The sequence below is a fragment of the Staphylococcus sp. 231237_7MaSpsaltlick genome (genome assembly GCF_043107035.1).
Genome location: NZ_JBICNX010000005.1, coordinates 278150 through 303343 on the forward strand (window position 1 = coordinate 278150; position 25194 = coordinate 303343).

At 32.5% G+C, this 25194-nt stretch carries 28 protein-coding genes; 23 read left to right on the forward strand and 5 right to left on the reverse strand.

The annotated features are described in order from the left end of the window. Positions 1–245: 245 nt before the first annotated feature. The 14 genes from ACF91D_RS11945 (at position 246) to ACF91D_RS12010 (ending at position 16851) form a co-directional block, all read left to right on the forward strand. Positions 246–1184 carry a CHAP domain-containing protein gene (locus tag ACF91D_RS11945; protein ID WP_327620773.1) on the forward strand — a complete coding sequence of 313 codons (939 nt, stop codon included), beginning with the start codon at positions 246–248 and terminating at the stop codon, positions 1182–1184. Positions 1185–1482: 298 nt separating this feature from the next. Further along, on the forward strand, positions 1483–2124 hold the full coding sequence (locus ACF91D_RS11950; RefSeq protein ID WP_029377670.1) for a YfbR-like 5'-deoxynucleotidase: 642 nt from the start codon (positions 1483–1485) through the stop codon (positions 2122–2124). Positions 2125–2129: 5 nt separating this feature from the next. Then, positions 2130–2360 (forward strand): CsbA family protein, encoded by a 231-nt coding sequence (locus tag ACF91D_RS11955; protein WP_101050353.1) that lies wholly within the window; start codon positions 2130–2132, stop codon positions 2358–2360. 321 nt (positions 2361–2681) lie between these two features. Then, positions 2682–4664, forward strand: a complete 1983-nt coding sequence (gene uvrB, locus ACF91D_RS11960) for an excinuclease ABC subunit UvrB (protein ID WP_039068626.1) — start codon at positions 2682–2684, stop codon at positions 4662–4664. 5 nt (positions 4665–4669) lie between these two features. Beyond that, entirely contained in the window at positions 4670–7504 is a 2835-nt protein-coding gene (gene uvrA / locus ACF91D_RS11965; protein ID WP_101093978.1) for an excinuclease ABC subunit UvrA, read from the forward strand. 291 nt (positions 7505–7795) lie between these two features. Beyond that, complete coding sequence (hprK, locus tag ACF91D_RS11970; RefSeq protein WP_039068628.1) at positions 7796–8731, forward strand: HPr(Ser) kinase/phosphatase; 936 nt, start codon at positions 7796–7798, stop codon at positions 8729–8731. Positions 8732–8734: 3 nt separating this feature from the next. Continuing rightward, complete coding sequence (gene lgt, locus ACF91D_RS11975; protein ID WP_039068629.1) at positions 8735–9571, forward strand: prolipoprotein diacylglyceryl transferase; 837 nt, start codon at positions 8735–8737, stop codon at positions 9569–9571. Between the two features lie 9 nt (positions 9572–9580). Continuing rightward, on the forward strand, positions 9581–10057 hold the full coding sequence (locus ACF91D_RS11980) for an acyltransferase (protein ID WP_039068631.1): 477 nt from the start codon (positions 9581–9583) through the stop codon (positions 10055–10057). A 21-nt stretch (positions 10058–10078) separates the two neighbouring features. Further along, the gene (locus ACF91D_RS11985; RefSeq protein ID WP_069792697.1) at positions 10079–11515 is read left to right on the forward strand and encodes a tetratricopeptide repeat protein; all 1437 of its coding nucleotides are present in this window, start codon (positions 10079–10081) and stop codon (positions 11513–11515) included. A gap of 64 nt (positions 11516–11579) precedes the next feature. Beyond that, a complete protein-coding gene (gene trxB, locus ACF91D_RS11990) occupies positions 11580–12524 on the forward strand; it encodes a thioredoxin-disulfide reductase (protein ID WP_039068634.1) in 945 nt (314 codons plus the stop codon). Between the two features lie 359 nt (positions 12525–12883). Continuing rightward, on the forward strand, positions 12884–13810 hold the full coding sequence (gene rapZ, locus ACF91D_RS11995; RefSeq protein ID WP_039068635.1) for an RNase adapter RapZ: 927 nt from the start codon (positions 12884–12886) through the stop codon (positions 13808–13810). Continuing rightward, positions 13797–14801, forward strand: a complete 1005-nt coding sequence (locus tag ACF91D_RS12000) for a gluconeogenesis factor YvcK family protein (protein ID WP_069792696.1) — start codon at positions 13797–13799, stop codon at positions 14799–14801. Before rapZ ends, ACF91D_RS12000 begins: the two co-directional genes overlap by 14 nt. Positions 14802–14835: 34 nt before the next feature. Next, positions 14836–15780: a DNA-binding protein WhiA gene (gene whiA / locus ACF91D_RS12005; protein ID WP_039068636.1), complete on the forward strand. Its 945-nt coding sequence runs from the start codon at positions 14836–14838 to the stop codon at positions 15778–15780. A 225-nt stretch (positions 15781–16005) separates the two neighbouring features. Further along, on the forward strand, positions 16006–16851 hold the full coding sequence (locus ACF91D_RS12010) for a YitT family protein (RefSeq protein ID WP_069792695.1): 846 nt from the start codon (positions 16006–16008) through the stop codon (positions 16849–16851). A 308-nt stretch (positions 16852–17159) separates the two neighbouring features. Here ACF91D_RS12010 and ACF91D_RS12015 read toward each other — a convergent pair whose 3' ends face one another. The 5 genes from ACF91D_RS12015 to ACF91D_RS12035 all read right to left on the reverse strand — a co-directional run bounded on the left by ACF91D_RS12015 (position 17160) and on the right by ACF91D_RS12035 (position 21422). Continuing rightward, the gene (locus ACF91D_RS12015; RefSeq protein ID WP_107551300.1) at positions 17160–18197 is read right to left on the reverse strand and encodes a tyrosine-type recombinase/integrase; all 1038 of its coding nucleotides are present in this window, start codon (positions 18195–18197) and stop codon (positions 17160–17162) included. A gap of 57 nt (positions 18198–18254) precedes the next feature. Next, positions 18255–19031: a DUF1828 domain-containing protein gene (locus tag ACF91D_RS12020; protein ID WP_107551299.1), complete on the reverse strand. Its 777-nt coding sequence runs from the start codon at positions 19029–19031 to the stop codon at positions 18255–18257. 20 nt (positions 19032–19051) lie between these two features. After that, positions 19052–19501, reverse strand: coding sequence for a DUF6978 family protein (locus ACF91D_RS12025; RefSeq protein ID WP_392437084.1), 450 nt, complete (start codon positions 19499–19501; stop codon positions 19052–19054). A gap of 116 nt (positions 19502–19617) precedes the next feature. Next, positions 19618–20415 carry an Ltp family lipoprotein gene (locus ACF91D_RS12030; RefSeq protein WP_119584997.1) on the reverse strand — a complete coding sequence of 266 codons (798 nt, stop codon included), beginning with the start codon at positions 20413–20415 and terminating at the stop codon, positions 19618–19620. Positions 20416–20690: 275 nt separating this feature from the next. Then, positions 20691–21422 carry an XRE family transcriptional regulator gene (locus ACF91D_RS12035; protein ID WP_107551297.1) on the reverse strand — a complete coding sequence of 244 codons (732 nt, stop codon included), beginning with the start codon at positions 21420–21422 and terminating at the stop codon, positions 20691–20693. A 153-nt stretch (positions 21423–21575) separates the two neighbouring features. Between ACF91D_RS12035 and ACF91D_RS12040 the strand changes: the two genes are divergently transcribed. The 9 genes from ACF91D_RS12040 (at position 21576) to ssb (ending at position 25192) form a co-directional block, all read left to right on the forward strand. Then, entirely contained in the window at positions 21576–21788 is a 213-nt protein-coding gene (locus ACF91D_RS12040; protein WP_107551296.1) for a helix-turn-helix transcriptional regulator, read from the forward strand. 45 nt (positions 21789–21833) lie between these two features. After that, a complete protein-coding gene (locus ACF91D_RS12045) occupies positions 21834–22604 on the forward strand; it encodes a phage antirepressor (RefSeq protein WP_107551295.1) in 771 nt (256 codons plus the stop codon). Positions 22605–22753: 149 nt separating this feature from the next. Then, on the forward strand, positions 22754–23071 hold the full coding sequence (locus ACF91D_RS12050) for a DUF771 domain-containing protein (protein WP_107551294.1): 318 nt from the start codon (positions 22754–22756) through the stop codon (positions 23069–23071). Position 23072: 1 nt separating this feature from the next. Further along, positions 23073–23252: a hypothetical protein gene (locus tag ACF91D_RS12055; protein WP_107551293.1), complete on the forward strand. Its 180-nt coding sequence runs from the start codon at positions 23073–23075 to the stop codon at positions 23250–23252. 65 nt (positions 23253–23317) lie between these two features. Further along, the gene (locus tag ACF91D_RS12060; RefSeq protein WP_107551292.1) at positions 23318–23581 is read left to right on the forward strand and encodes a DUF1108 family protein; all 264 of its coding nucleotides are present in this window, start codon (positions 23318–23320) and stop codon (positions 23579–23581) included. Next, positions 23578–23817: a hypothetical protein gene (locus ACF91D_RS12065; RefSeq protein ID WP_142402560.1), complete on the forward strand. Its 240-nt coding sequence runs from the start codon at positions 23578–23580 to the stop codon at positions 23815–23817. Before ACF91D_RS12060 ends, ACF91D_RS12065 begins: the two co-directional genes overlap by 4 nt. Beyond that, positions 23810–24064 carry a DUF2483 family protein gene (locus tag ACF91D_RS12070; RefSeq protein ID WP_158262915.1) on the forward strand — a complete coding sequence of 85 codons (255 nt, stop codon included), beginning with the start codon at positions 23810–23812 and terminating at the stop codon, positions 24062–24064. The genes ACF91D_RS12065 and ACF91D_RS12070 overlap by 8 nt, the downstream gene beginning before the upstream one ends. Beyond that, a complete protein-coding gene (locus ACF91D_RS12075) occupies positions 24057–24719 on the forward strand; it encodes an ERF family protein (RefSeq protein ID WP_107551290.1) in 663 nt (220 codons plus the stop codon). The genes ACF91D_RS12070 and ACF91D_RS12075 overlap by 8 nt, the downstream gene beginning before the upstream one ends. After that, positions 24716–25192, forward strand: a complete 477-nt coding sequence (gene ssb / locus ACF91D_RS12080) for a single-stranded DNA-binding protein (protein WP_107551289.1) — start codon at positions 24716–24718, stop codon at positions 25190–25192. Before ACF91D_RS12075 ends, ssb begins: the two co-directional genes overlap by 4 nt. Positions 25193–25194: the final 2 nt, after the last annotated feature.

Consider the following 25194-nt stretch of genomic DNA (forward strand, 5'->3'; position numbering starts at 1 on the left):
AAATATAAATTATTGGATGCAAAATACATTTTTAAATATTACATAGTCTAGTAGTGGTGAAATGATATTGTTTCTTTAAATACAGTGATGTCAAGGTGCTGAGCTATTTTTCAATGAAATAAATTTACTCATTTAAATTCAAAATTGACTGTTGTATTACAGTATAATAACAATCGCAAATGTCTAGGGGTTATGTGCTATATTATTGTTGATTAAAATTAAGACAGTAAAGGATGAAATACTTAATGAAGAAAGGGTTAACATTTTCTATAACTACGGCAGCAATGTTTTTTGGAATAAATGGTGTAGCATCTGCAGACCAAATCCATACAGTGAAAGAAAATGCTAAATTAACAGATATAGCTCAAGCATTTGCAACATCAACTAATGAAATTCAAAGCTTAAACCAAATAGATAAAAGAGAATATGTGCAAGCAGGAGAAAGATTAGTACTTCCAGATGATGATATTGTAGAAGTAAAAGCTGGTGATTCAATTCAAAGTATCGCAACAGCACATCAACTTACAGTTGATCAAATTGTCCAGTTAAATCCAAATTTAAGAGAAATGATTTATCCAGGTCAACTTATAGCAGTCTCTGAGAAAGGTTCAGCACATTTAAACAATCAATTACAGCAAATATTTAGTGAACATGTTGGTGAGCAAAATGATAATTACAATGCAACTACTTATGAACAATCAATACCAAATCATATTGCAACTTCATCAAGTGTATCATCTGTTGCACCACAAGCATGGTCATATGTTAACTCACAAGACACAGGGGTAGACAACCAATATACGTATGCCAATCAAAATGCGGAATCTACAGGACAGCATAGTCCAGTGCAACAAGCTTCAAATGGTAATAACTATTATACTTGGGGACAGTGCACATATTACGCTTTCGATAGACGACAGCAACTAGGAAAGTCTGTAGGTAATTTATGGGGGAACGCAAATAATTGGGCTTCAGCAGCTCGCCAAAATGGCTATCAAGTAAACCATACGCCAGAAGTTGGAGCTATTTTTCAAAGCACTGCAGGCAACTATGGCCATGTAGGTGTAGTGGAACGTAAAAATTCAGATGGGTCAATCCTTGTGTCAGAGATGAACTGGCAAGGGGTAGGCCAAAAATCTTATAGAACTGTACATAACACAGGACAGTATAATTATATTCACTAACAAATACCATAGCCCTCAGTCTACAAATATATTAATAATTTATTTTATAATATAATGAGCGAAATCGATAGCTATATTAATTTGATAGAATGAATATAGAAAAAGTTTTAATAAGTTGAAGATTCTGTACGAGGGAGTGGGACAATGAAATCATTGTAGCGTAATGTGATTTCGCTGTTCCACTCCCTCATTATATTAAATATTTATTTTCAAGGATATTAGTAAGACATTTTATTTGTTGAGTGATATTATGAAAATAAGTATAATGATTCATTAAATAAACTTAGGAGGCGATGTCATGGGAGTACATCAATATTTTAAACGCTTATCTGATTTAGAAAAATTAATTAGATTGCCAGGTAAATTTAAGTATTTCGAGCATAACGTCGCTGCCCACTCATTCAAAGTAACTAAAATAGCTCAATATTTAGGGACAGTTGAAGAATATCATGGGAATGAAGTGGATTGGAAAAGCTTATATGAAAAGGCATTAAATCATGATTTCGCAGAAATATTTACAGGAGATATTAAAACACCTGTAAAATATGCTAGTGGAGAATTAAAGAAATTATTCTCACAAGTAGAAGAGGAAATGGTAGATCATTTTATAAATGAAGAGATTCCAGAACCATATCAAGCTATCTATAGAGAAAGACTACAAGAAGGTAAGGATGATTCGTTAGAAGGTCAATTGCTTTCGGTAGCTGATAAAATAGATTTATTATATGAAACATTTGGAGAAATTCAAAAACGTAACCCAGAACAATTATTTTTTGAAATATATGAAATGTCATTAGAGACAATCATGCAATTTGATCACCTTAGCTCGGTACAAGATTTTATAGAAAATATCATTCCTGAAATGTTGACAGAAAAATTTATTCCAAAATCAGAATTACGAGAAACAACCATGGCTATTTTGAATAATAGAAACGGGTGAAACGAATGATTTGGTATGCGCTTGCGGCTTTTTTTCCTTGTATTTTTGTTGTGTTATTTAGTGTATTAACGAGAAATAAATGGGTAGGCACAATTCTGACATTAGTTATAATAGGTGCGTCTGTACAAAAAGGATTCTTCCATAGCGAATGGATTATTTTTATAGATGTAGTGTCTATGTTGGCAGGGTATCTCATTATTGATCAATTAGAATTGCACAAAAAAGAAGACGAATGAAAAGTAAGTATTGAGCAACCCAATTGCTATAATTGAATAAGCGCTTTATAATTATATGGCTTGAGATAATCAAGAATATGATTATAATCCTAATTTATGCAAACATGGTAGATTGACTATGTTTGTTTTTTATTTATAGAGAACAAGATTAACTAAAACGAACAAATGTTTGCTTTCGTGTTTGTTAATCTGTTAAAATATGTAACGAGTATGAGCACCTTCGGAAAAAATTACGCCAAATAAGTAATATATATATAACCTAATAAGGAAATTTGAAATAGGTTCTAAGCGTTAGAAATGATATAGGAGGTATGGGTTAATATGGAACATTATCCGTTTAAACTACATTCTGATTTTGAGCCCCAAGGGGATCAGCCAGAAGCTATAAAAAAAATTGTGAATGGTGTCAATGAAGGAAAAAGACATCAAACGTTACTTGGAGCTACAGGTACAGGTAAAACTTTTACAATGAGTAACGTTATTAAACAAGTGGGTAAACCTACATTAATTATTGCACATAATAAAACGCTAGCAGGTCAATTATATAGCGAATTCAAAGAATTCTTCCCTGAAAATAGAGTAGAATATTTTGTCAGTTATTATGATTATTATCAACCAGAAGCTTACGTGCCATCAACAGATACTTTTATAGAAAAAGATGCCTCTATTAATGATGAAATTGATCAATTACGACATTCAGCAACTAGTGCATTATTTGAAAGAGATGATGTCATTATCATAGCCAGTGTAAGTTGTATTTACGGTTTGGGTAACCCAGAAGAATATCGTGATTTAGTTGTAAGTGTTCGTGTCGGCATGGAAATGGATAGAAGTGAATTGCTAAAAAAATTAGTTGATGTGCAATATACGAGAAATGATATTGATTTTAGACGTGGTACATTCCGTGTTAGAGGTGATGTAGTAGAAATATTCCCAGCCTCAAGAGAAGAAATGTGTATTAGAGTAGAATTTTTTGGTGATGAAATAGATCGCATTCGTGAAGTAAACTACTTAACTGGTGAAGTGTTAAGAGAACGAGACCACTTTGCCATTTTCCCAGCTTCCCACTTCGTAACACGTGAAGAAAAAATGAAATTAGCTATCCAAAGAATTGAAAATGAATTAGAAACACGTTTGACTGAATTACGTTCTGAAAATAAATTACTAGAAGCGCAACGTTTAGAACAGCGTACAAACTATGACCTAGAGATGATGAGAGAAATGGGCTTTTGTTCAGGAATAGAAAACTATTCCGTTCATCTTACTTTACGACCAACAGGTTCAACACCTTATACGCTTTTAGATTACTTTGGTGATGATTGGTTAGTAATGATTGATGAGTCACATGTTACGTTACCACAAATTAGAGGTATGTATAACGGCGACCGTGCTCGTAAACAAGTATTGGTTGACCATGGATTCCGCTTACCGAGTGCTTTAGATAATAGACCATTAAAATTTGAAGAGTTTGAAGATAAGACTAAGCAACTAGTCTATGTATCTGCTACACCAGGTCCATTTGAATTAGAACATACAGATGAGATGGTACAACAAATTATCAGACCAACAGGTTTATTGGATCCTAAGATTGAAGTTAGGCCAACTGAAAATCAAATTGACGATTTAATTGGGGAAATTCAAGACCGTATTGATCGAAATGAGCGTGTCCTAGTAACTACTTTAACTAAAAAAATGAGTGAAGATTTAACTACCTATTTGAAAGAAGCAGGCGTAAAAGTTAACTACTTACATTCAGAAATTAAAACGCTAGAACGAATTGAAATTATTCGTGACTTACGAATGGGCACATATGATGTCATTGTCGGAATTAATTTATTAAGAGAGGGTATTGATATACCAGAAGTATCTCTTGTAGTGATATTAGACGCAGACAAAGAAGGATTCTTGCGTTCACAAAGATCACTTGTTCAAACAATTGGACGTGCTGCACGTAATAGTCGTGGTGAAGTTATTATGTATGGAGACAAGATTACTGACTCTATGCGTTATGCGTTGGATGAAACAGAAAGACGTCGCACTATCCAAGAAGCATATAATGAAAAATATAACATTACTCCTATGACAATTAATAAGAAGATACATGATGTGATTAGTGCTACTGTTGATAACAATGAAACTAATGATCAACAACAAACGGAAGTTCCTAAGAAAATGACAAAGAAAGAACGCGAAAAGACAATTGCAAATATAGAAAAAGAAATGAAGCAAGCAGCGAAAGATTTAGATTTCGAAAAAGCTACAGAGCTTAGGGATATGTTATTTGAATTAAAAGCAGAAGGGTGACACAAATGAAGCAACCATCCATTGTAGTAAAAGGGGCACGTGCCCATAATTTAAAAGATGTTGATATAGAAATACCTAAAGATAAACTTATAGTTATGACTGGACTTTCAGGTTCAGGTAAATCATCTTTAGCATTTGATACAATATATGCTGAAGGACAACGTAGGTATGTGGAATCATTAAGTGCATATGCAAGACAATTTTTAGGCCAAATGGATAAGCCAGACGTAGACACGATAGAGGGATTATCACCAGCTATTTCAATAGATCAAAAAACAACGAGTAAAAATCCAAGGTCTACTGTGGCAACCGTAACAGAAATTTATGATTATATTAGATTACTCTATGCACGCATTGGGAAACCATTTTGTCCTAATCATGGCATTGAAATAGAATCACAAACAGTACAGCAGATGGTCGATCAAGTCATGAAATTAGAGGCGCGTTCTAAGATTCAAATTCTTGCGCCAGTAATTACCCATAGAAAAGGTGCACAAGAGAAATTAATTGATGACATTAGTAAAAAAGGTTACGTACGTGTAAGAGTAGATGGTGAAATAACTGATGTAAATGAAGTGCCTGCATTAGATAAAAACAAAAACCACACTATCGAAGTAGTCATCGACCGTTTAGTTGTTAAAGAAGGCATTGAATCACGCTTGGCAGACTCTATCGAAACAGCATTACAACTTTCTGAAGGTAGCCTTATAGTGGATATCATTGACGGCGAAGAGTTAAAATTCTCGGAAAATCATGCTTGTCCGATTTGTGGATTTTCAATTGGCGAATTAGAACCACGTATGTTTAGTTTTAACAGTCCATTTGGTGCATGTCCAACCTGTGGTGGCTTAGGTCAAACACTTACTGTTGATTTAGATTTAGTTGTTCCTGATGCTAATAAAACGTTAAACGAAGGCGCTATTGTTGCTTGGGAATCATCTAGTTCTGATTATTATCCAACATTGTTAAGTCGTGTTTGTGAAGTGTTTAAAATAAATATGGACAAACCTTTTAAAAAACTTACAGATCGACAAAAGGATATCATTTTATATGGTTCAAAAGGTAAAGAAATTGAATTTACATTCACACAACGTAATGGACAAACGCGCAAACGTACAATGGAGTTTGAAGGAGTAATCAATAATATAAATAGAAGATATCATGATTCTCCATCTGAATTGGTAAGAGAAATGATGAGTAAATATATGACTGAATTGCCGTGTGAAACTTGTCATGGTAAACGTTTAAGTCGCGAAGCGCTATCTGTTTACATCGCCGGAAAAAATATTGGTGATGTCGTTGAACAATCCATTAAGGAAGCGTTGCATAGTTATGAACATATAGAATTATCTGAACAAGATAGAAAAATTGCTAATCAAATCTTAAAAGAAATCAATTCAAGATTAGAATTCTTATATAACGTTGGACTTGAATATTTAACATTGAATCGTGCATCTGGATCGCTATCTGGTGGCGAGGCACAACGTATTCGCCTTGCGACTCAGATTGGTTCGAGACTTTCAGGTGTACTTTATGTATTAGATGAACCTTCTATCGGCTTGCACCAAAGGGATAATGATCGTTTAATTAATACGTTAAAAGAAATGCGTGATTTAGGTAACACCTTAATCGTTGTTGAACATGATGACGATACAATGCGCGCAGCAGACTTCTTAGTTGATGTTGGTCCGGGCGCTGGTGAACATGGTGGAGAAATCGTTGCGAGTGGGACACCGAAACAGGTAATGAATAATAAGAAATCATTAACGGGCCAATATTTAAGTGGACAAAAACGCATTGAAGTACCAGAAGCACGTAGGCAGATTACAGATCGCAAAATTAGCGTGAAAGGTGCTAGAAGTAACAACTTGAAAGACGTAGATGTTGATTTCCCACTTTCAACAATGACTGTTGTCACAGGGGTTTCTGGTTCTGGTAAAAGTACATTAGTGAATGAAATACTATATAAATCATTAGCAAAACACATTAATAAATCTAAAGTAAAACCTGGAGATTATGATGAAATTCAAGGTATAGACCAATTAGATCGTATAATTGATATCAATCAATCTCCGATTGGCCGGACACCAAGGTCTAACCCAGCTACGTATACAGGTGTTTTTGATAATATACGAGATATCTTTGCGCAGACAAATGAAGCAAAAGTTAGAGGTTATACAAAAGGACGCTTTAGTTTCAACGTTAAAGGTGGGCGTTGTGAAGCGTGTAAAGGTGATGGTATTATAAAAATAGAGATGCATTTCTTACCTGATGTATATGTCCCTTGCGAAGTTTGTGGTGGCTCTAGATATAACCGTGAAACTTTAGAAGTAACATACAAAGGAAAAAATATTGCTGATATTTTAGCGATGACAGCTGAAGAAGCTACGTCTTTCTTTGAAAATGTACCTAAAATTCATCGTAAATTGAAAACATTAGTAGATGTTGGTTTAGGCTATGTAACGTTAGGCCAGCCTGCTACTACTTTATCTGGCGGTGAAGCGCAGCGTGTGAAACTTGCTTCAGAGTTGCATAAACGATCTACAGGTCGATCAATTTATATATTAGATGAACCTACAACTGGTTTGCATGTTGACGATATTAGCCGCCTGTTAAAAGTGTTAAATACACTTGTCGAAAATGGTGACACTGTAGTTATTATAGAACATAATCTAGACGTAATTAAAATGGCTGACCACGTCATAGATTTAGGCCCAGAAGGTGGCGATGGCGGCGGTACACTTGTTGCTACTGGTACGCCTGAAGCAATTACAGAAGTTGAAGAAAGTTATACAGGACGGTATTTAAAACCAGTATTAGAGAGAGATACAGTTAAATAAACAATCATGTTTCAGTACACATTGATGAACTATATTAAAAGTACAAAATTAGAATCCTCACAAATAACACATAATAGTGTTGTTTGTGAGGATTCTTTTTCTGGTTTTACTATAAAAATATATAATTATTAGATGAACGAACTAAAAATTGAAGATATCGTTTATAATTAATTAAGAAGTGATGAATTAAATTATTGATCTCCTACACTTTTTAATATGGATTATCTATTCTTTTTGATATGATAATAAATATACTATAAATGTCGGAGAAATATTGATAGAGGTGAACCAATGTTAACTACAAAAAGTTTAGTAGAACGCTTCGAACTTGAAATGATTGCAGGAGAAGCAGGACTAAATAAACAAATTAAAAACACTGATATTTCAAGGCCTGGATTGGAAATGGCGGGGTATTTCTCTCACTATGCTTCAGACCGTATTCAATTATTAGGCACTACAGAATTATCTTTTTATAATTTATTGCCAGATGAAGAACGTAAAGGACGCATGAGAAAATTATGCCGACCTGAAACACCGGCAATTATTGTGACGAGAGATTTAGAACCACCAGAAGAATTGATTGAAGCTGCAAAAGAACATGAAACACCTTTAATTACTTCTACAATTGCTACTACTCAATTAATGAGCCGTTTGACTACGTTTTTAGAACATGAACTAGCTAGAACGACGTCGCTTCACGGTGTGCTTGTCGATGTGTATGGTGTAGGAGTACTAATAACTGGTGATTCTGGTATTGGTAAAAGTGAAACAGCTTTAGAATTAATTAAAAGAGGGCATAGACTTGTAGCAGACGATAATGTTGAAATAAGAGAAATTAGTAAAGATGAATTAATTGGAAGAGCTCCAAAATTAATAGAACATTTACTAGAAATTAGAGGTTTGGGCATTATTAATGTTATGACTTTATTTGGTGCTGGATCAATTCTTACAGAAAAAAGATTACGTTTGAATATTCATTTAGAAAATTGGCATAAAGAGAAATTATATGACCGTGTAGGATTAAATGAAGAAACTTTACGTATCTTAGATACAGAAATCACGAAGAAAACGATACCGGTAAGACCTGGTCGTAACGTAGCAGTTATCATTGAGGTAGCAGCGATGAATTACAGACTAAACATTATGGGTATTAATACTGCTGAAGAATTTAATGATCGTTTAAATGCAGAAATTTTACGTAATGGTAATAATGGTGAGGAGAAATAAGTAATGTTGACATTAAACTATATCGATCCTATTGCATTTGAATTAGGACCGATTTCAGTCCGATGGTACGGCATCATCATTGCGGCTGGTATACTATTAGGCTATTTCATAGCACAAGCTAGTGTAAAAAAGATTGGTTATGACCAAGATACGCTAGTTGATATTATTTTTTGGAGTGCAATATTAGGCTTTATTGTGGCAAGAATCTATTTTGTTATTTTTCAATGGCCTTATTACATACAAAATCCAATTGAGATACCAATGATATGGCATGGTGGTATTGCGATACACGGTGGTTTAATTGGAGGATTTGTTACTGGCATTATTATTTGTAAACAAAAGAACATTAACCCTTTTCAAATTGGTGATGTAATTGCACCTAGTATGATTCTTGGACAAGGTATTGGAAGATGGGGGAATTTCATGAATCATGAAGCCCATGGTGGACCAGTTTCAAGATCTGTGCTTGAAAATTTACATATCCCTAATTTTATTATTGATAATATGTACATTGAGGGTAAATATTATCAACCAACATTTTTATACGAATCTATATGGGATATCTTAGGTTTTGTTATATTGATTTTATTAAGAAAACATCTACGTATTGGTGATACATTCTGCCTTTATTTAATTTGGTATTCTATCGGGAGATTTTTCGTGGAGGGCATGCGCACGGATAGTTTAATGTTAACAAGCGATATTCGTGTAGCACAGTTAATGTCTATAATCTTAATTTTAGTTGGTATTATCATAATGATTGTTAGAAGGGTGAAATATCATTCGCCGCGTTATAAAGATGTTGGGCCGTTATCATGGCCAAATACCAAAGTGAAGTGATAAAATAGCATGCGGAATTTAAAAAGACTAAAGTCACAAGTCAGAAATCCACTGTGGCATATGTACCGTTATATAAGGTTTGTTAAAATTTTCAAGCAAACAGTGATTATTGAAATTTGTCGATATTTACCTATAGTAAAGTTAAAACATTGGATATATCGTAAATTTCTAAAAATGAATATCGGAGCAGAAACTGCATTTGCGTTTAAAGTTGTTCCAGATTTACTATATCCAGAATATATTACAATAGGTAAAAATTGTGTCATTGGATATAACACAACTATTTTGACGCATGAGTTTCTAGTGAATGAGTTTAAAACAGGGCCAGTCTGTATTGGAAACAATACATTAATTGGAGCGAACGTTACTATTTTGCCTGGTGTTACGATAGGTAATAATGTCAAGATAGGTGCGGGCGCCGTTGTATCTAAAGATATACCGGATAATTCGCTGGCTTATGGGAATCCCATACAAATTAAAAGTTAAAAACATAGGAGGTGATCATGGATGGCGCATAACGACAATGTAATACCGATGAAGTTAGATAGTCAATTTTATAAAAAATTAGGTGAGCAAAAATTTCACCAACAAGATTATAAAAAGGCTGCAGAACATTATAGAAAAGTGCTTGAAATGTCACCTCAAGATTTTGATACAAAAGTAAAATATTCGGAATGTCTAGTAAATATAGGACTAGGTAATAAGGCGGAACATCTTTTTTATGAAAGTATAGCGCAAGATGAATTTGTGGAAGAAAGCTATTTCCAACTTAGCCAACTTAATATTACGATGAATGAAGCCAATAAAGCATTCCTATTTGGAATCAATTATATTACAATGTCTGATGATGAAGATTATAGAGATGAACTTGAAGAGATGTTTGAAGTTTCCTACCATTCTGCTGAAAAAATTGAAACAGAAAGTCAACTATTTGCCATACAACTCATTTTTCAATATTTATTCTCCCAAGGTCGTTTACCAGAAGCAAGGAATTTTATTTTAAATCAAAATGATGACATACAAGCACATCGCGTCGTACGTAATTTGTTAGCAATGTGTTATTTATATTTAAATGAATATGATACGGCAAAAGAGATGTTTGAACGCTTATTGAGTGAAGATAATAGTGATGTACATGCCTTATGTCATTATACGTTATTACTATATAACACAAATGATAAAGAAAAATATCAACGTTACTTAAAAATTTTAGGAAAAGTAATGCCGATGAATGATGACGAATCGTTCAAATTAGGTATCGTTCTATGTTATTTAAGACAATATGAAGCATCACAAAAGATACTACTGCCCCTATATAGAAAAGGAAAATTCCTTTCTATACAAATGTACAATGCACTCAGTTATAATAATTACTATTTAGGAAATTTGGAAGATAGTAAATATTTTTGGTCCAAACTACAAGAGATTACGCAAGTAGACGTTGGGCATGCTCCGTGGGTTATAGAAGAAAGTAAAGCTTACTTTGATCAACAAATCTTACCATTATTATTAAATGACGATAGTCACCATAGATTGTATGGCATTTTTTTACTTAATCAATTAAAGGGAAGAGAAGTATTATTGACCCAAGAAATTTGGGGCGTACTAGAATCTATGAATGATTATGAAAAATTATATTTAACATACCTTATACAAGATTTAAAATTAAATAAGTTAGATTTTATTCATAGAGGTTTGTTAATGCTTTATGATGTGGAATCATTGAAAAATAATGAAGAATTATTTATTATATGGATTGATCAAGCGGAAGCAATTATTTCTGAAAAAGTAGACTTAACTAATGTGGATGATTATGTAGCGGCATTTGTGTATATGTATTTTCGAAACACTGATATTAAAGTGACGAAACAACAAGTGTTAGACTGGTTCAATATCTCAGCATATCGTTTAAATAAAACAATCGATTATTTAGTGAGCATATAAGTTTATAAAATGCAAGAAATCATATATACTGCGCATAATGAATTATTAAATAGGAGGCAATTAAATGGCTGAACAAGTGGATTTTGATATTGCAATTATCGGTGCAGGTCCAGCAGGTATGACTGCTGCAGTTTACGCATCTCGTGCAAATTTAAGCACTGTAATGATAGAACGTGGCATGCCTGGTGGTCAAATGGCGAATACAGAAGAAGTTGAAAACTTCCCAGGATTTGAAATGGTTACAGGTCCAGACTTATCTACAAAAATGTTTGAACACGCAAAAAAATTCGGTGCAAAATATCAATATGGTGATATTAAATCAATTGAAGATAAAGGATCATATAAAGAAATTAATCTTGGTAATAATGTAATTACAGCTCATGCAGTTATCATTTCAACTGGTGCAGAATATAAAAAAATTGGTGTTCCAGGTGAACAAGAACTTGGCGGTCGTGGTGTAAGTTACTGTGCAGTTTGTGACGGCGCATTCTTTAAAGGTAAAAAATTATTTGTTATCGGCGGTGGTGATTCAGCTGTTGAAGAAGGAACATTCCTTACAAAATTTGCTGACAGTGTAACAATCGTTCACCGTAGAGATGAATTACGTGCACAAAAAATACTTCAAGATCGCGCATTTAAAAACGACAAAATTGATTTTATCTGGAGTCATACGTTAAAAACTATTAATGAAAAAGATGGAAAAGTCGGTTCTGTCACTTTAGAATCAACTAAAGATGGTGCAGAACAAACATTTGATGCAGATGGTGTATTCATTTATATCGGTATGAAACCATTAACAGTACCTTTCCAAGATTTAGGTATTACAAACGAAGTTGGTTATATCTTGACTAATGAAGATATGAGTACCAATATTCCTGGTATCTATGCAGCAGGCGATGTTCGTGAAAAAGGCTTACGTCAAATTGTAACTGCAACAGGTGATGGAAGTATTGCAGCACAAAGTGCAATTGCATATATTGAACACCTTAAAGATACAATTGAAGCATAATTTAAAAATTAACTGAGGCATTAGAATTAATGAATGAACCTCAGTTATGCAATTATTGCTAGGATGTCAAACTTACAGTGGATTGTAAGTGAATACATTCTAGCTTTTTTTACATAAAAAATTATACATGTCGAAATGTTGTCATGATTAAATTTTAAAAATTAAAGTCACTCAATATAAATAATCTCATATTGACAAATGCTTAGACTACTACCTCCGACCTTTTTCATGTAAAATGGTATATGATACTATAAGACTATTAGCTATAAATGAATCACTTTAAAGAATGAATATAAAGGCGATTCAACGTAACGATTGGACTATTATTATGATAAATAAACAACGGATGGTGTGAAAAGATGCAACCGGAAGAACAAGATATTGTGAAAAGTGAGTTATTAGTTGTTACAGGTTTGTCAGGTGCCGGAAAGTCTGTAGTTATACAGAGCTTAGAAGACATTGGATATTTTTGTGTAGATAATTTACCACCAATTCTTTTACCAAAATTCGTCGAACTTATGAGACAAGGTAATCCTTCTTTACAAAAAGTAGCGATTGCAATCGATTTAAGAGGTAAAGAATTATTCAAGTCACTTGTTAAAGAAATTGATTTAATCAAAGGTGATTCAGATGTTATCGTTGATATGATGTTTTTAGAAGCATCTGATGAAAAATTGATTTCCAGATACAAAGAAACACGTCGTGCACATCCATTGAACGAAAGAGGACAGCGCTCATTAATTGAATCTATTGAAGAAGAACGTGAACTATTGACTGAGATTAAAAGCTTGGCAAACTATACAATTGATACTTCACAAATGAAACCAAAAGAATTGCGCAAACGTATTGGTGATTATTTCAATCAAAGTAACTATCAAACTTTTAATATAAATGTAACTAGTTTTGGTTTTAAGCATGGTATTCAAATGGACGCTGACTTAGTGTTTGATGTAAGATTTTTACCTAATCCACACTATGTTGATGATTTGAGACCGTTAACTGGTGAAGATGAAGCAGTCTATAAATATGTCATGAAGTGGAAAGAAACAGAAACTTTTTATGAAAAATTAATAGATTTATTAAAATTTATGATTCCAGGTTACAAAAAAGAAGGTAAATCTCAACTTGTTATTGCCATTGGGTGTACTGGTGGACAACATCGTTCTGTCGCATTAGCCAAACGAATCGGAGCAGAACTCAAAGAGAGTTTTGACTATAATGTTTATGTGCATCATAGAGATGCACATGTCGAAAGTGGCGTGAAGCATAAAGATGAGAAGAATTAAACTTGTACTTATAGGTGGAGGTACTGGTTTATCCGTTTTAGCACGAGGTTTAAAAGGCTACCCTATAGATATTACGACAATTGTAACAGTTGCCGATGACGGGGGCAGTACTGGGAAGATAAGAAGCGAAATGGATATACCTGCTCCAGGTGATATACGAAATGTAATTTCAGCATTAAGTGAAACTGAATCGACAATAGAACAATTATTTCAATATCGATTTAAAGAAAATCAAGTTGAAGGACACTCTTTAGGTAATTTATTGATTGCTGCACTTACAAATATTAATAACGATTTTGGACATGCAGTTAAAGAATTGAGTGAAATACTAAATATTAGAGGGCGTGTTATACCTTCAACAAATACAAGTGTAAGATTAAATGCGGTGATGGAAGATGGAGAAATTGTCTATGGCGAATCTAAAATACCTAAAAAAAACAAAAAAATAGAACGTGTATTTTTAGAGCCAGAGGATGTAGAACCAATGGAAGAAGCTGTGGAAGCTATTGAGGAAGCGGATCTAATTGTATTAGGTCCAGGCTCACTATATACGAGTGTTATATCTAATCTGTGTGTTAAAGGTATCTCTGAAGCATTACTTAAAGTTGACGTACCTAAACTATATGTGTCGAATGTTATGACACAACCTGGGGAAACAAATCATTACACAGCACTCGACCACGTCAAAGCAATACATGATCACATAGGAAATAATTGTATTGACTACGCTATTTGTAGTACGCAAGCCTTTCATGGGGATGTAGTAGAACGTTATAGAGAAGATAATGCAGAACCTGTGCAATGTGATATAACTAAAATGGAAGCGCAAGGTATTAAAGTTTTTACACATCCAAACTTGGTTGAAGTTTCTACTGAAAATTATGTACGGCATAATACAGAAGTTCTTTCAAAGATGATATATGAAATTGCTATGCAAGAAACAGAGACAATTGAATTTACACGCAAAAAAGAAAATGAAGAAAAACATTAGGTGAGACTATAAAGTTAAGAAGGGACTGATTGTAATGAGCTTTGCATCTGATATGAAGAATGAACTAACAAGAATAGAAGTAGATGAAGAGAACGCAAAAGCAGAGCTCAGTGCCCTTATTCGAATGAATGGTGCACTCAGTCTATCCAATCAGCAATTTGTTATCAACATACAAACTGAAAATGCTACAACAGCTAGACGTATCTATTCACTAATCAAAAAAGTATTTAATGTTGAAGTAGAATTACTAGTAAGAAAGAAAATGAAGCTTAAAAAGAACAATATATATATTTGTCGCATTAAAGCACGAGCAAGAGAAATTTTAGATGAGTTAGGTATTTTAAAAAATGGTGTTTTCACACATGAAATTGATGAGGGCATGATTTATGAAGACGAAATGAAAAGAAGCTATTTAAGAGGTGCTTTTCTTGCTGGTGGTTCAGTGAATAACCCAGAAACATCTTCTTATCACCTTGAAATATTTTCATTGTACGAAGATCACTCTGAAGGTATCACACAATTGATGAATGAATACGAATTAAACGCCAAACATCTTGAACGGAAAAAGGGGAGTATAGCATATTTAAAAGAAGCAGAAAAAATATCAGACTTTCTTAGTTTGATTGGTGGTTTCCAAGCATTGTTAAAATTCGAAGATGTACGCATTGTACGTGATATGAGAAATTCTGTAAATAGACTAGTTAATTGTGAAACTGCAAATTTAAATAAAACAGTAAGTGCTGCAATGAAGCATGTTGAGAGTATCCATCTCATTGATAAAGAAATAGGATTAGATAATTTACCGGATAGGTTACGTGAAATTGCAAAATTAAGAATAGAACATCAAGAAGTATCGTTAAAAGAACTTGGTGAAATGATGTCGACTGGAAAGATATCTAAATCTGGCGTGAACCATCGTTTGCGCAAATTAAATGAAATGGCGGATAAAATACGTAGTGGCGAATCAATAGAGTTGTAATTTAGTGCAACAACAGGTTGATATACTGTGTGGAAAATTTTTCTATATATAAACAAATTATATCTGGATATTTTTTTAATAATTATGCTAATATATTATAAAAGCAATCATTTCAATTACTGACACCTTGTTTAGGTGTCTTTTTTATATGATTAGAAAATTTGATTCTAAGGTTGAATCGAGGCGAAGTTTAATTAAGTAATTTAGACAATAAGGAGGGCATACATGTTAGATTTTATTAATAAGCATTATAGAAACATTATATTTTGTTTGATCGGTACATTAATTAACGCTATAGGGGTGAATTGCTTTTTACTTGGTTCTAACCTTGGTGATGGTGGGACTGTTGGCATATCACTTTCATTACTGTATGCCTTTGGTTTATCGCCTGCATGGACCTCTCTAATTATAAATACTATTGTTGTTTTTATTGGTTGGAAATTTTTAAGTAAAACAGTTGCTGTTTATACAGTAATATCAAATACTGCTCTGTCCTTCTTTTTACATTTAACTGAAAATATTAATCTTGGTATCGATAACTTTGTTATTAATTCGGTCTTTGGTGGTGCTATTATCGGTATTGGTGCTGGTTTAGTTATCTCAACAGGCAGTACGCTTGGTGGGACATCTGTTATTGCTAAAATAGTAAATAAATATACAGAGATTAAAACATCGCAAGGTATTTTTATACTTGATGCATTAGTAGTACTTTCTTTTTTAATGGTATTACCGTTAGAAAACGTCTTATTTACAATTATTATGCTATTTGTTACTGAACGAGCAACGGCCTTTATTATTGAAGGGTTTAACCCTAAAAAAGCAGTTACTGTAATTTCAAATAAAAGTGAAACAATTAGCGATAAGATTAACGCTTTTACAGGTAGAGGTTCAACAATCCTTACTGGTAAAGGTGGATATGGTAAAAATGAAACACATATGCTTTATGTCGTTGTGCCACAGTCACAAGTGACAAGAGTGAAAAAACTTGTAAATGAAGAAGATGAAAATGCCTTTTTAGTGATACACGATGTTCGAGATGTGTTAGGTAGTACTTTTATTAATATGAGCTAAGTAATAAAACTGAAACTATGGATGCGTTGATTGAACAATGGCCAATTGGCAGATTTGCTAAACCAGAAGAAGTAATATCTGTCGTTCTATGGCTATGCCCTATATGAACGTGTTATATGATTGGAGAGCTGATATTAGAAGTTTGTGGTTTTATCATTCAGTAAGATATAAAAATGGGAATACCGTCGATTTGGTATTCCCATTTTATATGTATATAATTAAAAATTATAAGTCCCCCTCGAAGGAGATTTATAATCTCTATAATATCAGTGGTTATAGGATTTAAAGTCCCTAATGGGTCCCTAAAACTACATACTATCTAAAATATCAATAGCTTTGTCATTTTCTTCTTTGAATTTTTCTTCTAGTAAATGAGAATAAATAGAAGTAGTTATGGATATGTTTTTATGTCCTAATCTTTTAGAGATATAATATATAGATACACCTTTAGCAAGGAGATAAGAGCAGTGCGTATGTCGGATTGCATGTGAAGTTATGCTAGGAATAGCTAATTTGTCACATGCTTTTTTTAATGTCTTGTTTATGGCATTTACTGAAATAAAATAACCAGTATCTTTAAATATATATCCATCATAGCTAATTGCCAGTTCATTAATTATGCTCGTTATATGTTTCATATCAGATTTTGCTATTTCTACATGGCGAGGCGATGAGTCAGTTTTATGTTCATTGATAAACAATTGGTTTTTAAGTTGATCTATATAATCTATCTTCAAGTGTCTTACGCCACTAACACGACAACCCGTGCAAATCATAATATACAAGGCTAATGCTGAACGAGTACGCTTTTGTTTTATATATTCTTTTAAACTTTCATATTCTGTTAAAGATATATATTTTTCTTTTTCACTCTTGGTTGTATTACCAGCTTTATAACTAACTTTATAGGTAGGATTTTTATTTATTAAGCCATCATATACAGCATCTTCTAAAGCTGAACGGATAGCTCCATTAGTTTTGCGTATTGTTTCTTTTGCATGATTTTCTGAAAAATCATTAATGAATTTCTGGTATATTTGTCTGTTTAATTTAGACAATTCAATATTCCCAATTTTATGATTTTGGATGTGTTGTAACGTAAAATAATAATGTCGATAAGTTGATGTAGCAACTACTGATTCTTTATAAGTTTCAATCCAATTTTTAAAATAATCTTGTAAAGTTAAATTATTATCGTAATCAAGGCCATTTTTTAACTCGTTCAATTTATCTAACCCTGCAGAGTTTGCTTCGCGCTTTGTTCTAAATCCTTTTTTACGATAACGTTTACCTTCGTGTTTAAATTCGTATTGCCATTTTTTTTTATCATAACAACGAGTCTGCATACTATCCCTCCTAAAAAAAGATAAAAATATATAGGGCATAGTTAAATGCCCTAAAAATTATTTCTGTAGCGTTTTTAAAATCCCTTTTTTGTTTGACCAATTTAATATTGAAACTCCTTCATAATCTGCTGCTTGTTTAACTCTATTAGATATAGAATTATCAACATCGTTTGCAATTATAACCATTTTAGAATCAAGATTATTTCTACTCGGTCTATTGTGTTTAACATCTCTATATGCAAAGGCATCAGAAGTTATTTTATTGAAATCTAAATTATTAGCGAAATTAAGAAGGATTTCTGGTTTTGTTTTTGTTCCTGGCAAAATAAAATCTATAGTATATTTAATTCCTGATTCTCCAGAAACAGCTACTTTTGCTGTTCCTGTTATTTCTTCATCAAATAGAAAATCATATACTTCTTCGTAAAAAATATTAGATACATTAGATTTAGCAGTTAAAGTTAAGTCGTAGACTTTTAAAATCCCTTGTATTAAATTATGTTTTGACTGAGCAAAACTATCATTTTTTACATCTGCTATGATTTCGTCATTTTCTAATGATAAGTTAAACTGATTTAAAATTGAGTTTACTAATTTATTCCTTGTTTTTGTTTCAACGTCAATGCCATACATTTCTAATTCGCTCATTGTCAAACCATCATCAGATAAGCGAATATTACCATTAGGTAATATATCAAGATATATTCTTATAAAATCATTTAAGTGATTTCTGAAGGGAGTGGTAATTTCAGTAGAACCATCTAACTGTTTATATTTGTAATTTTGCTTAATCCACTTAAAGTACTCGTCCATTTTTTGTTCGATGATCTCCATAGAATATCACTCCTCTTCATTTATAGTAATTTCGGTTTTATTATAACATTTTCACGCTTTATATTAGTATAATTCATAAAAAATTCTAATGAGTCGATAAGTTCATCGGTTAATTCAACATCGTTTAGTTCAGATAATGGTACAGCTATACCTCCGTTGCAATATTCATTTGTAAAGATATGTAAATGAGGAGTTGGTACCCTTTCATAGTTTGGAGGATTAGAATGATCAGAACCATTCACATCAAATCTTATCATGATACCTTTTTGACTAACGCTATTGAGCAGTATCGTTAAATTGTCTGGGTTTCTATGTCCCTTCTTATTAATAATTAATGTGAATTTTTCTGTATCATCTATTATATGAATTAAACCATGTTTAGTTTGTTCTCCTAAACTAGGTATATTAATGGACTGCTTTTCAAAAACTTTGATTTTATTTAATAATTTTTCATATATTTCTTGCTCCAATTCTCTATTTCTCCTTAATCTCCTTTTTTCTTTACTATAACGGAACCTTTCAACGTCTAACTCTGTTAGGCGATTTTTGATAAAAATATATAGGGCAGTAAGGACTGCCCATTGAGTTATTCTTCTACGCCATTTTCATCATATTTAGTAACATTTCCATCATCATCTACAATATATGAACCAGCAAGGTCACCATCTTTAGTATAAAAAGCAAATCCCCAATCTCCATTTTCTCTTTGTTCTGGTTCTTTATATGTGTAGGTACCAGTGTCTAACGTTTCACCTTCGTATGTTTCTACGAAATCCATTACGTTATCTCTTGTAACTGTGTCAGTATCGTCTTCATAATCAGCATCTTGGTTAGATTGATTGTTTTCTATATTATCGATAGCATATTTAGCTTCTTCTTGAGTGTATTTTTCACCGGCATCAGAAGTCAATTGTTTAAATAATTGACTGTTAGACATAGGCATAATATCTTGATAATTTTTAGCGCTTTTTAATGCATTTTCTTTATAATCAGCGTCTAAGTTATCAATTGCATATTGTGCTGCTTCTTCTGGATATTGATCACCAGCACTAGATGTTAGTTGTTCGTATAATCCAGCTTTTGACATAGGCATAGCACGTTGATAGTTTTTAGCGCTGTTTAACGCATTTTTATATTCTCTACTAATATTATTATCTTTTTTGAATTCATTCGATGAATCAGAATTTGATTCACTGTTGTTATCAGTATCTTCTTTATTTAATTCCTCTTTTTTATCGTCATTAGATTGATTGTTTTCTTCTTTCTTCTTATCATTTTTTGACGATGGATTAGTATCTTTCTTATCCTCTGATTTGCTTTCTTCCTGCCCACATGCTCCCAAAACTAAGAAACTGACTAATAATAAAAATAATACTTTCTTCATAATAAAATCGCTCCTAATAATTAATTATGTTATAAAAAAACATTAATATTAGTTTACAAAAACCATATTATCTTTTGTAGTATGTATAACAAAATATTTTTAACATTTTACACAATTTCGTAATTAATATACAGTTTAATTAAATTGTCGTTTAATTATTTAATTCGTATAACTTTGTATTCCGAGCAACTTATTTAAACGCACACGTGTACAAGGACACGTGCATTAATTCGTATAGTATTTTTTATTAATTTTGTAAATCTATGGTTAAAAAATTAGAGGATAACTCTGCCTGCAAATTTAACATCAGAATCTCCATAAAAATTCATATCTCCATATTTAGGATTTAGAGAAACTAAACGAATATGATCTTGGTATATGAAAACTTTTTTAACGTATGCTTCGCCATCTACAACGAATACACCTAATTGCCCACTATTAATACTTGTATTTTCTTCTACAAATATAATTTCTTTGTGTTCAAAAAGTGGTTCCATAGAATCACCATTAACTTGTAAAGCAAAATCATGAGGTGGTACAACGCCAGCGGGGTAGTTCACTGTGAATTCTATATCGTCTACTAAAGTTTCACCGGTACCTGCCGACACATAGCCATTTACATTTATTTCTTCAGTTTTGGAATCTTTATATGATTGTAGGTAAATAATATTCTCACCTTGTTGCTGCACAGAGTAATGATGTTCTGCATAAGCTAAAACGCGTTTTTGCCTCTTTTCTTCTAATTTACTCGAGACTTCGTTGATTTGTGTGAGTATATTAGGTAAACTTTTTTCATCATATAATTCATTTATAGCTACATTAAAATAGTCTGCTATAACTTTAGCTGACGATAACCTAGGTTCTTCTTTTTCGTTTTCCCATTTAGATATTTTTCCTTTTGTTAGTTTTACAACGTCAGGATATTTATTGTTTAAATCATTTACTAATTCTTCCATAGTTAAATTATTTTGTTTACGTAATCGTTTTAGACCTTTTCCAACGCCCATTTTGAATACCTCCTTAATTAACATAAGTTAATTATACATGTTTCGAAATCGAAACACAAGGAATTCCTCACAAAAAGTTATTGACAACGAAACAATAGAAATGTAAACTGTAATTAAGTTATCGGAATCGAAACAAAAAGGAGGTAACTTTTAATGGTGATAAAAACAAAAGTTCAGCCATATAACAAAATAAAAAGTTATATAGCGCTTTATGATTTAACACAAAAGCAAGTGGCTGATGATATAGGAATGAGTAGAAGTTTATTAAACATTAAAATTAACAGAATAGAAGGTAGGGATTTTTCAACATCTGAGGCTAAAATTTTGGCTGATTACTTAGGGATTAAGGTTGATGATTTTTTTTGAATTAAAAGTTTCGAAAGCGATAACTTTTTTAAAGGAGGAAGCAAAATGCAAAATTTACAAGTATTTAAAAATTCACAATTTGGAAATTTAGAAATTTTAACCATTGAAGGTAAGGAATGGTTCCCAGCAATTAAAGTCGCAAAAATTTTAGGATACTCCAACCCTCATAAAGCTGTAAGAGATCATACAAAAGAAAAGGGGGTAACGATTCGTTCAGTCCTTTCAAATGGTGGAAATCAAAACAAGAAATTTATTGATGAAGGTAATTTATACAGATTAATCACTAGGTCAAAATTATCACAAGCAGAAGAATTTGAAGAGTGGGTGTTTGAAGAAGTTTTACCCTCCATTCGCAAACATGGCATCTACGCTACTGAAAGTGTAATAGAACAAACTATGAAAGACCCAGATTACATTATCAATATTCTTATGGAATACAAACAAGAGAAAGAAAATAACTTAATTTTGAAACAAGAAATTGGTGAACTTAAACCTAAAGCTGATTATGTAGACGAAATATTAAAATCGCCAGGAACTATGACGATAACACAAATTGCAGCTGATTACGGTCTGTCTGCTCAAAAATTAAATAAATTACTGCATGAAGCACGTATACAACGTCGTGTAGGTAAACAGTGGGTTTTATACACAGAACATATGAATAAAGGTTACACAAAGTCAGAAACAATTAACATTGTTCGTTCAGATGGCACACCAGATACACAACCACAAACAAAATGGACGCAAAAAGGCAGATTGAAAATACATGAGATTTTAACTGAATTTGGTTATGAAGCTCAAGTATTAGAAGTATAGCGAGTGAATTAAAACGACTTTCAGCGCTCACATAGAGCATTTAAGAGCGAGAGTAGGCGATGATATGAGCCACACCATAATACATGAAAGGTCATTGCGAAAACTAAATGTTGTATGTGGGTGCTGAAAGAGAAATGGAGAGATAGGACATGGGACAAACATTAAATGTTGAAATAACTATACCTAAAGGATATGTACTTGTTGATTCAGTTAGGTTACAAGAATTAGAAGAATCTTCATTAGATCCAGTTTGGGATATGAATGATTTAAAACAAAAATTGAAAATGTCGTCAGTTGACACTATCAAAGATAAATTATTGTATAACCCTAAATTTGAAAAAACTTTGAGAAAAGAAGGCATCGCACATTATCCAAACAGAGAGTTTAATCGTTGGAGATTTAATGCTAGAAAAATGAATAGCTTTATTAACGAAAACTTTGAAGCTATACATGGAAAGGAGAGATAACATGAACGGTATTATATCAGTTTTAACATCGATATTAGCAATGTCACTTTCATTCATATTTACAAATGATTTCATTCATTTAACAGTAATCTACTTTGCAACATTCTTCATAGCATACTGTTGGTTTTGGCCTGAATTTTTCAAGACAATAAAAAAGACTGAAAGCAACGGCAATTGCTAACAGTCGAAATATACTTATGTCATTTATCTATATAAGTATACCACCAAAAATAGGAGGTAGACAAGATGTATTACGAAACAGGTACAAGCAAAAGTAAAAAAATCCAATTATTAGGCTTTGATTTCAAAATTAATTTGTACAAACACGACGATAATATAGAGGTCACATTATTAAATGAAAATAACGATTTTATAGATGGTATTCATATCTATGACGAATATGCAGGTATGGCTACTGCGCAAGAAATATTAGAATACTCTGCTTATATATGGATAGAACAGAACACAGATGAAGCAGACAGAATAATGAATCGAGTGATGCAGTGGTGAAGAAACAAAAATTTAAGCGATTAGCCATTGATCTATTAAAAAAAATAGAATGTGAAGGCATGATTATCGAATATATAGATAATACGATTTGGTTTCATCATTCACATGAAAACTATAAAGAAGGCATGGCGAGTATCTACATGTTTAATAACACACATAAAGATACTGAAATACTAGCACGCTATGAACAAGCAAAGAAAGTTATTTCGGGTGAAAGGTTGGTTTGCGATGAATAAAAGTAAGACTAAATATACAAAAGAATATTGCTATATAGTCCATAAAGACGTTGACCATTATGTAGATAATAGACCGACTGACCGTGCACCTAAAGTTGAATACACCGATGATGTGGAAACAGCAAGAAGATTCTTTGAAGAAGACTTTGAAATATTACAAATTGACTGGTCTAAACACGACAAAATTATATGCGAATCAACTCATATAAGAATACACAGAAGTGAGAGGGTTGAATTAAATGAGTGAAACAAAAAATATACATCAACGTATCAATGAAGCTAAGCATTCGATGGAGGGCTTTATTAAAGATAAAGCAGGTTATCAATATAGTTATGTTTCAGGCTCCCAAGTACTACACAAATTAAATCCAGAATTATATAAGCATGGTATTAACATTACTTTTAAAACATCAGATGCAAAATATGAAACTGTAAATGTAGTCGTTAAAGGTAAAGAGAAAACTGAATATGTGGTATCTCTTAATGTACATTACACAATCACTAATACCGACAATTCAGAAGAGAAAATCGAATCTACGATATTCGCTATTGGTCAACAGGATGACCCAAGTAAATCTTTAGGCACTGCTTTAACTTATTCAGAAAGATATTTTTTAATGAAATTTTTCGGATTACCAACTGATGAAGACGATGCAGACGCAAAAGAAAAACAAGATAAGTATTCAAAAGTAGACCCTAAAAATGTTGAAGAACTCGAAAAAGAAATAGAAAAGTTTAGCGAATTAATGAAGTCATTAGGTACAGATGTTTCTATTGAACAAGTTAAAAACCAATTAGATATCACAAATATAAACCAACTAACAAACAATCAAATAGCTGCGTTAATAACTAAATTAAATAAATGGAGTAAACAAGCAATAGAGAAGGAGAATGACCAATGATTAACAGAGTCATATTAGTAGGACGTTTAACGAAAGACCCAGAATTCAGAACAACACCATCTGGCGTAAGTGTCGCAACTTTCACCCTAGCTGTTAATAGAACATTCACAAATGCACAGGGTGAACGTGAAGCAGATTTTATAAATTGTGTTGTATTTAAAAAGCAAGCAGAGAACGTAAATAAATATTTATCTAAAGGTAAGTTAGCTGGTGTTGAAGGTCGTATTCAATCACGTAGCTATGAAAATAAAGAAGGTCAGCGTGTGTTCGTTACGGAAGTTGTCACAGACAGTGTTCAATTCTTGGAACCTAAAAACAACGGACAGGCAAACAACGTTTCTAAAGGACAACAAACAGGCACGAATAATCAACGTTCAAGCAATGATAACCCATTCGCTAATAACAATGGACCTATTGATATTAAAGATGATGACCTCCCTTTTGATTTAGCCTCCATTAAGGAGGCCTGCTAAAA

Excerpts from the sequence above, each read along its gene's own strand:
- ACF91D_RS11945 (WP_327620773.1), top strand. The coding sequence starts at position 246 with ATGAAGAAAGGGTTAACATTTTCTATAACTACGGCAGCAATGTTTTTT.
- ACF91D_RS11950 (WP_029377670.1), top strand. The coding sequence starts at position 1,483 with ATGGGAGTACATCAATATTTTAAACGCTTATCTGATTTAGAAAAATTA.
- ACF91D_RS11955 (WP_101050353.1), top strand. The coding sequence starts at position 2,130 with ATGATTTGGTATGCGCTTGCGGCTTTTTTTCCTTGTATTTTTGTTGTG.
- uvrB (WP_039068626.1), top strand. The coding sequence starts at position 2,682 with ATGGAACATTATCCGTTTAAACTACATTCTGATTTTGAGCCCCAAGGG.
- uvrA (WP_101093978.1), top strand. The coding sequence starts at position 4,670 with ATGAAGCAACCATCCATTGTAGTAAAAGGGGCACGTGCCCATAATTTA.
- hprK (WP_039068628.1), top strand. The coding sequence starts at position 7,796 with ATGTTAACTACAAAAAGTTTAGTAGAACGCTTCGAACTTGAAATGATT.
- lgt (WP_039068629.1), top strand. The coding sequence starts at position 8,735 with ATGTTGACATTAAACTATATCGATCCTATTGCATTTGAATTAGGACCG.
- ACF91D_RS11980 (WP_039068631.1), top strand. The coding sequence starts at position 9,581 with ATGCGGAATTTAAAAAGACTAAAGTCACAAGTCAGAAATCCACTGTGG.
- ACF91D_RS11985 (WP_069792697.1), top strand. The coding sequence starts at position 10,079 with ATGGCGCATAACGACAATGTAATACCGATGAAGTTAGATAGTCAATTT.
- trxB (WP_039068634.1), top strand. The coding sequence starts at position 11,580 with ATGGCTGAACAAGTGGATTTTGATATTGCAATTATCGGTGCAGGTCCA.
- rapZ (WP_039068635.1), top strand. The coding sequence starts at position 12,884 with ATGCAACCGGAAGAACAAGATATTGTGAAAAGTGAGTTATTAGTTGTT.
- ACF91D_RS12000 (WP_069792696.1), top strand. The coding sequence starts at position 13,797 with ATGAGAAGAATTAAACTTGTACTTATAGGTGGAGGTACTGGTTTATCC.
- whiA (WP_039068636.1), top strand. The coding sequence starts at position 14,836 with ATGAGCTTTGCATCTGATATGAAGAATGAACTAACAAGAATAGAAGTA.
- ACF91D_RS12010 (WP_069792695.1), top strand. The coding sequence starts at position 16,006 with ATGTTAGATTTTATTAATAAGCATTATAGAAACATTATATTTTGTTTG.
- ACF91D_RS12015 (WP_107551300.1), bottom strand. The coding sequence starts at position 18,197 with ATGCAGACTCGTTGTTATGATAAAAAAAAATGGCAATACGAATTTAAA.
- ACF91D_RS12020 (WP_107551299.1), bottom strand. The coding sequence starts at position 19,031 with ATGGAGATCATCGAACAAAAAATGGACGAGTACTTTAAGTGGATTAAG.
- ACF91D_RS12030 (WP_119584997.1), bottom strand. The coding sequence starts at position 20,415 with ATGAAGAAAGTATTATTTTTATTATTAGTCAGTTTCTTAGTTTTGGGA.
- ACF91D_RS12035 (WP_107551297.1), bottom strand. The coding sequence starts at position 21,422 with ATGGGCGTTGGAAAAGGTCTAAAACGATTACGTAAACAAAATAATTTA.
- ACF91D_RS12040 (WP_107551296.1), top strand. The coding sequence starts at position 21,576 with ATGGTGATAAAAACAAAAGTTCAGCCATATAACAAAATAAAAAGTTAT.
- ACF91D_RS12045 (WP_107551295.1), top strand. The coding sequence starts at position 21,834 with ATGCAAAATTTACAAGTATTTAAAAATTCACAATTTGGAAATTTAGAA.
- ACF91D_RS12050 (WP_107551294.1), top strand. The coding sequence starts at position 22,754 with ATGGGACAAACATTAAATGTTGAAATAACTATACCTAAAGGATATGTA.
- ACF91D_RS12055 (WP_107551293.1), top strand. The coding sequence starts at position 23,073 with ATGAACGGTATTATATCAGTTTTAACATCGATATTAGCAATGTCACTT.
- ACF91D_RS12060 (WP_107551292.1), top strand. The coding sequence starts at position 23,318 with ATGTATTACGAAACAGGTACAAGCAAAAGTAAAAAAATCCAATTATTA.
- ACF91D_RS12070 (WP_158262915.1), top strand. The coding sequence starts at position 23,810 with ATGAATAAAAGTAAGACTAAATATACAAAAGAATATTGCTATATAGTC.
- ACF91D_RS12075 (WP_107551290.1), top strand. The coding sequence starts at position 24,057 with ATGAGTGAAACAAAAAATATACATCAACGTATCAATGAAGCTAAGCAT.
- ssb (WP_107551289.1), top strand. The coding sequence starts at position 24,716 with ATGATTAACAGAGTCATATTAGTAGGACGTTTAACGAAAGACCCAGAA.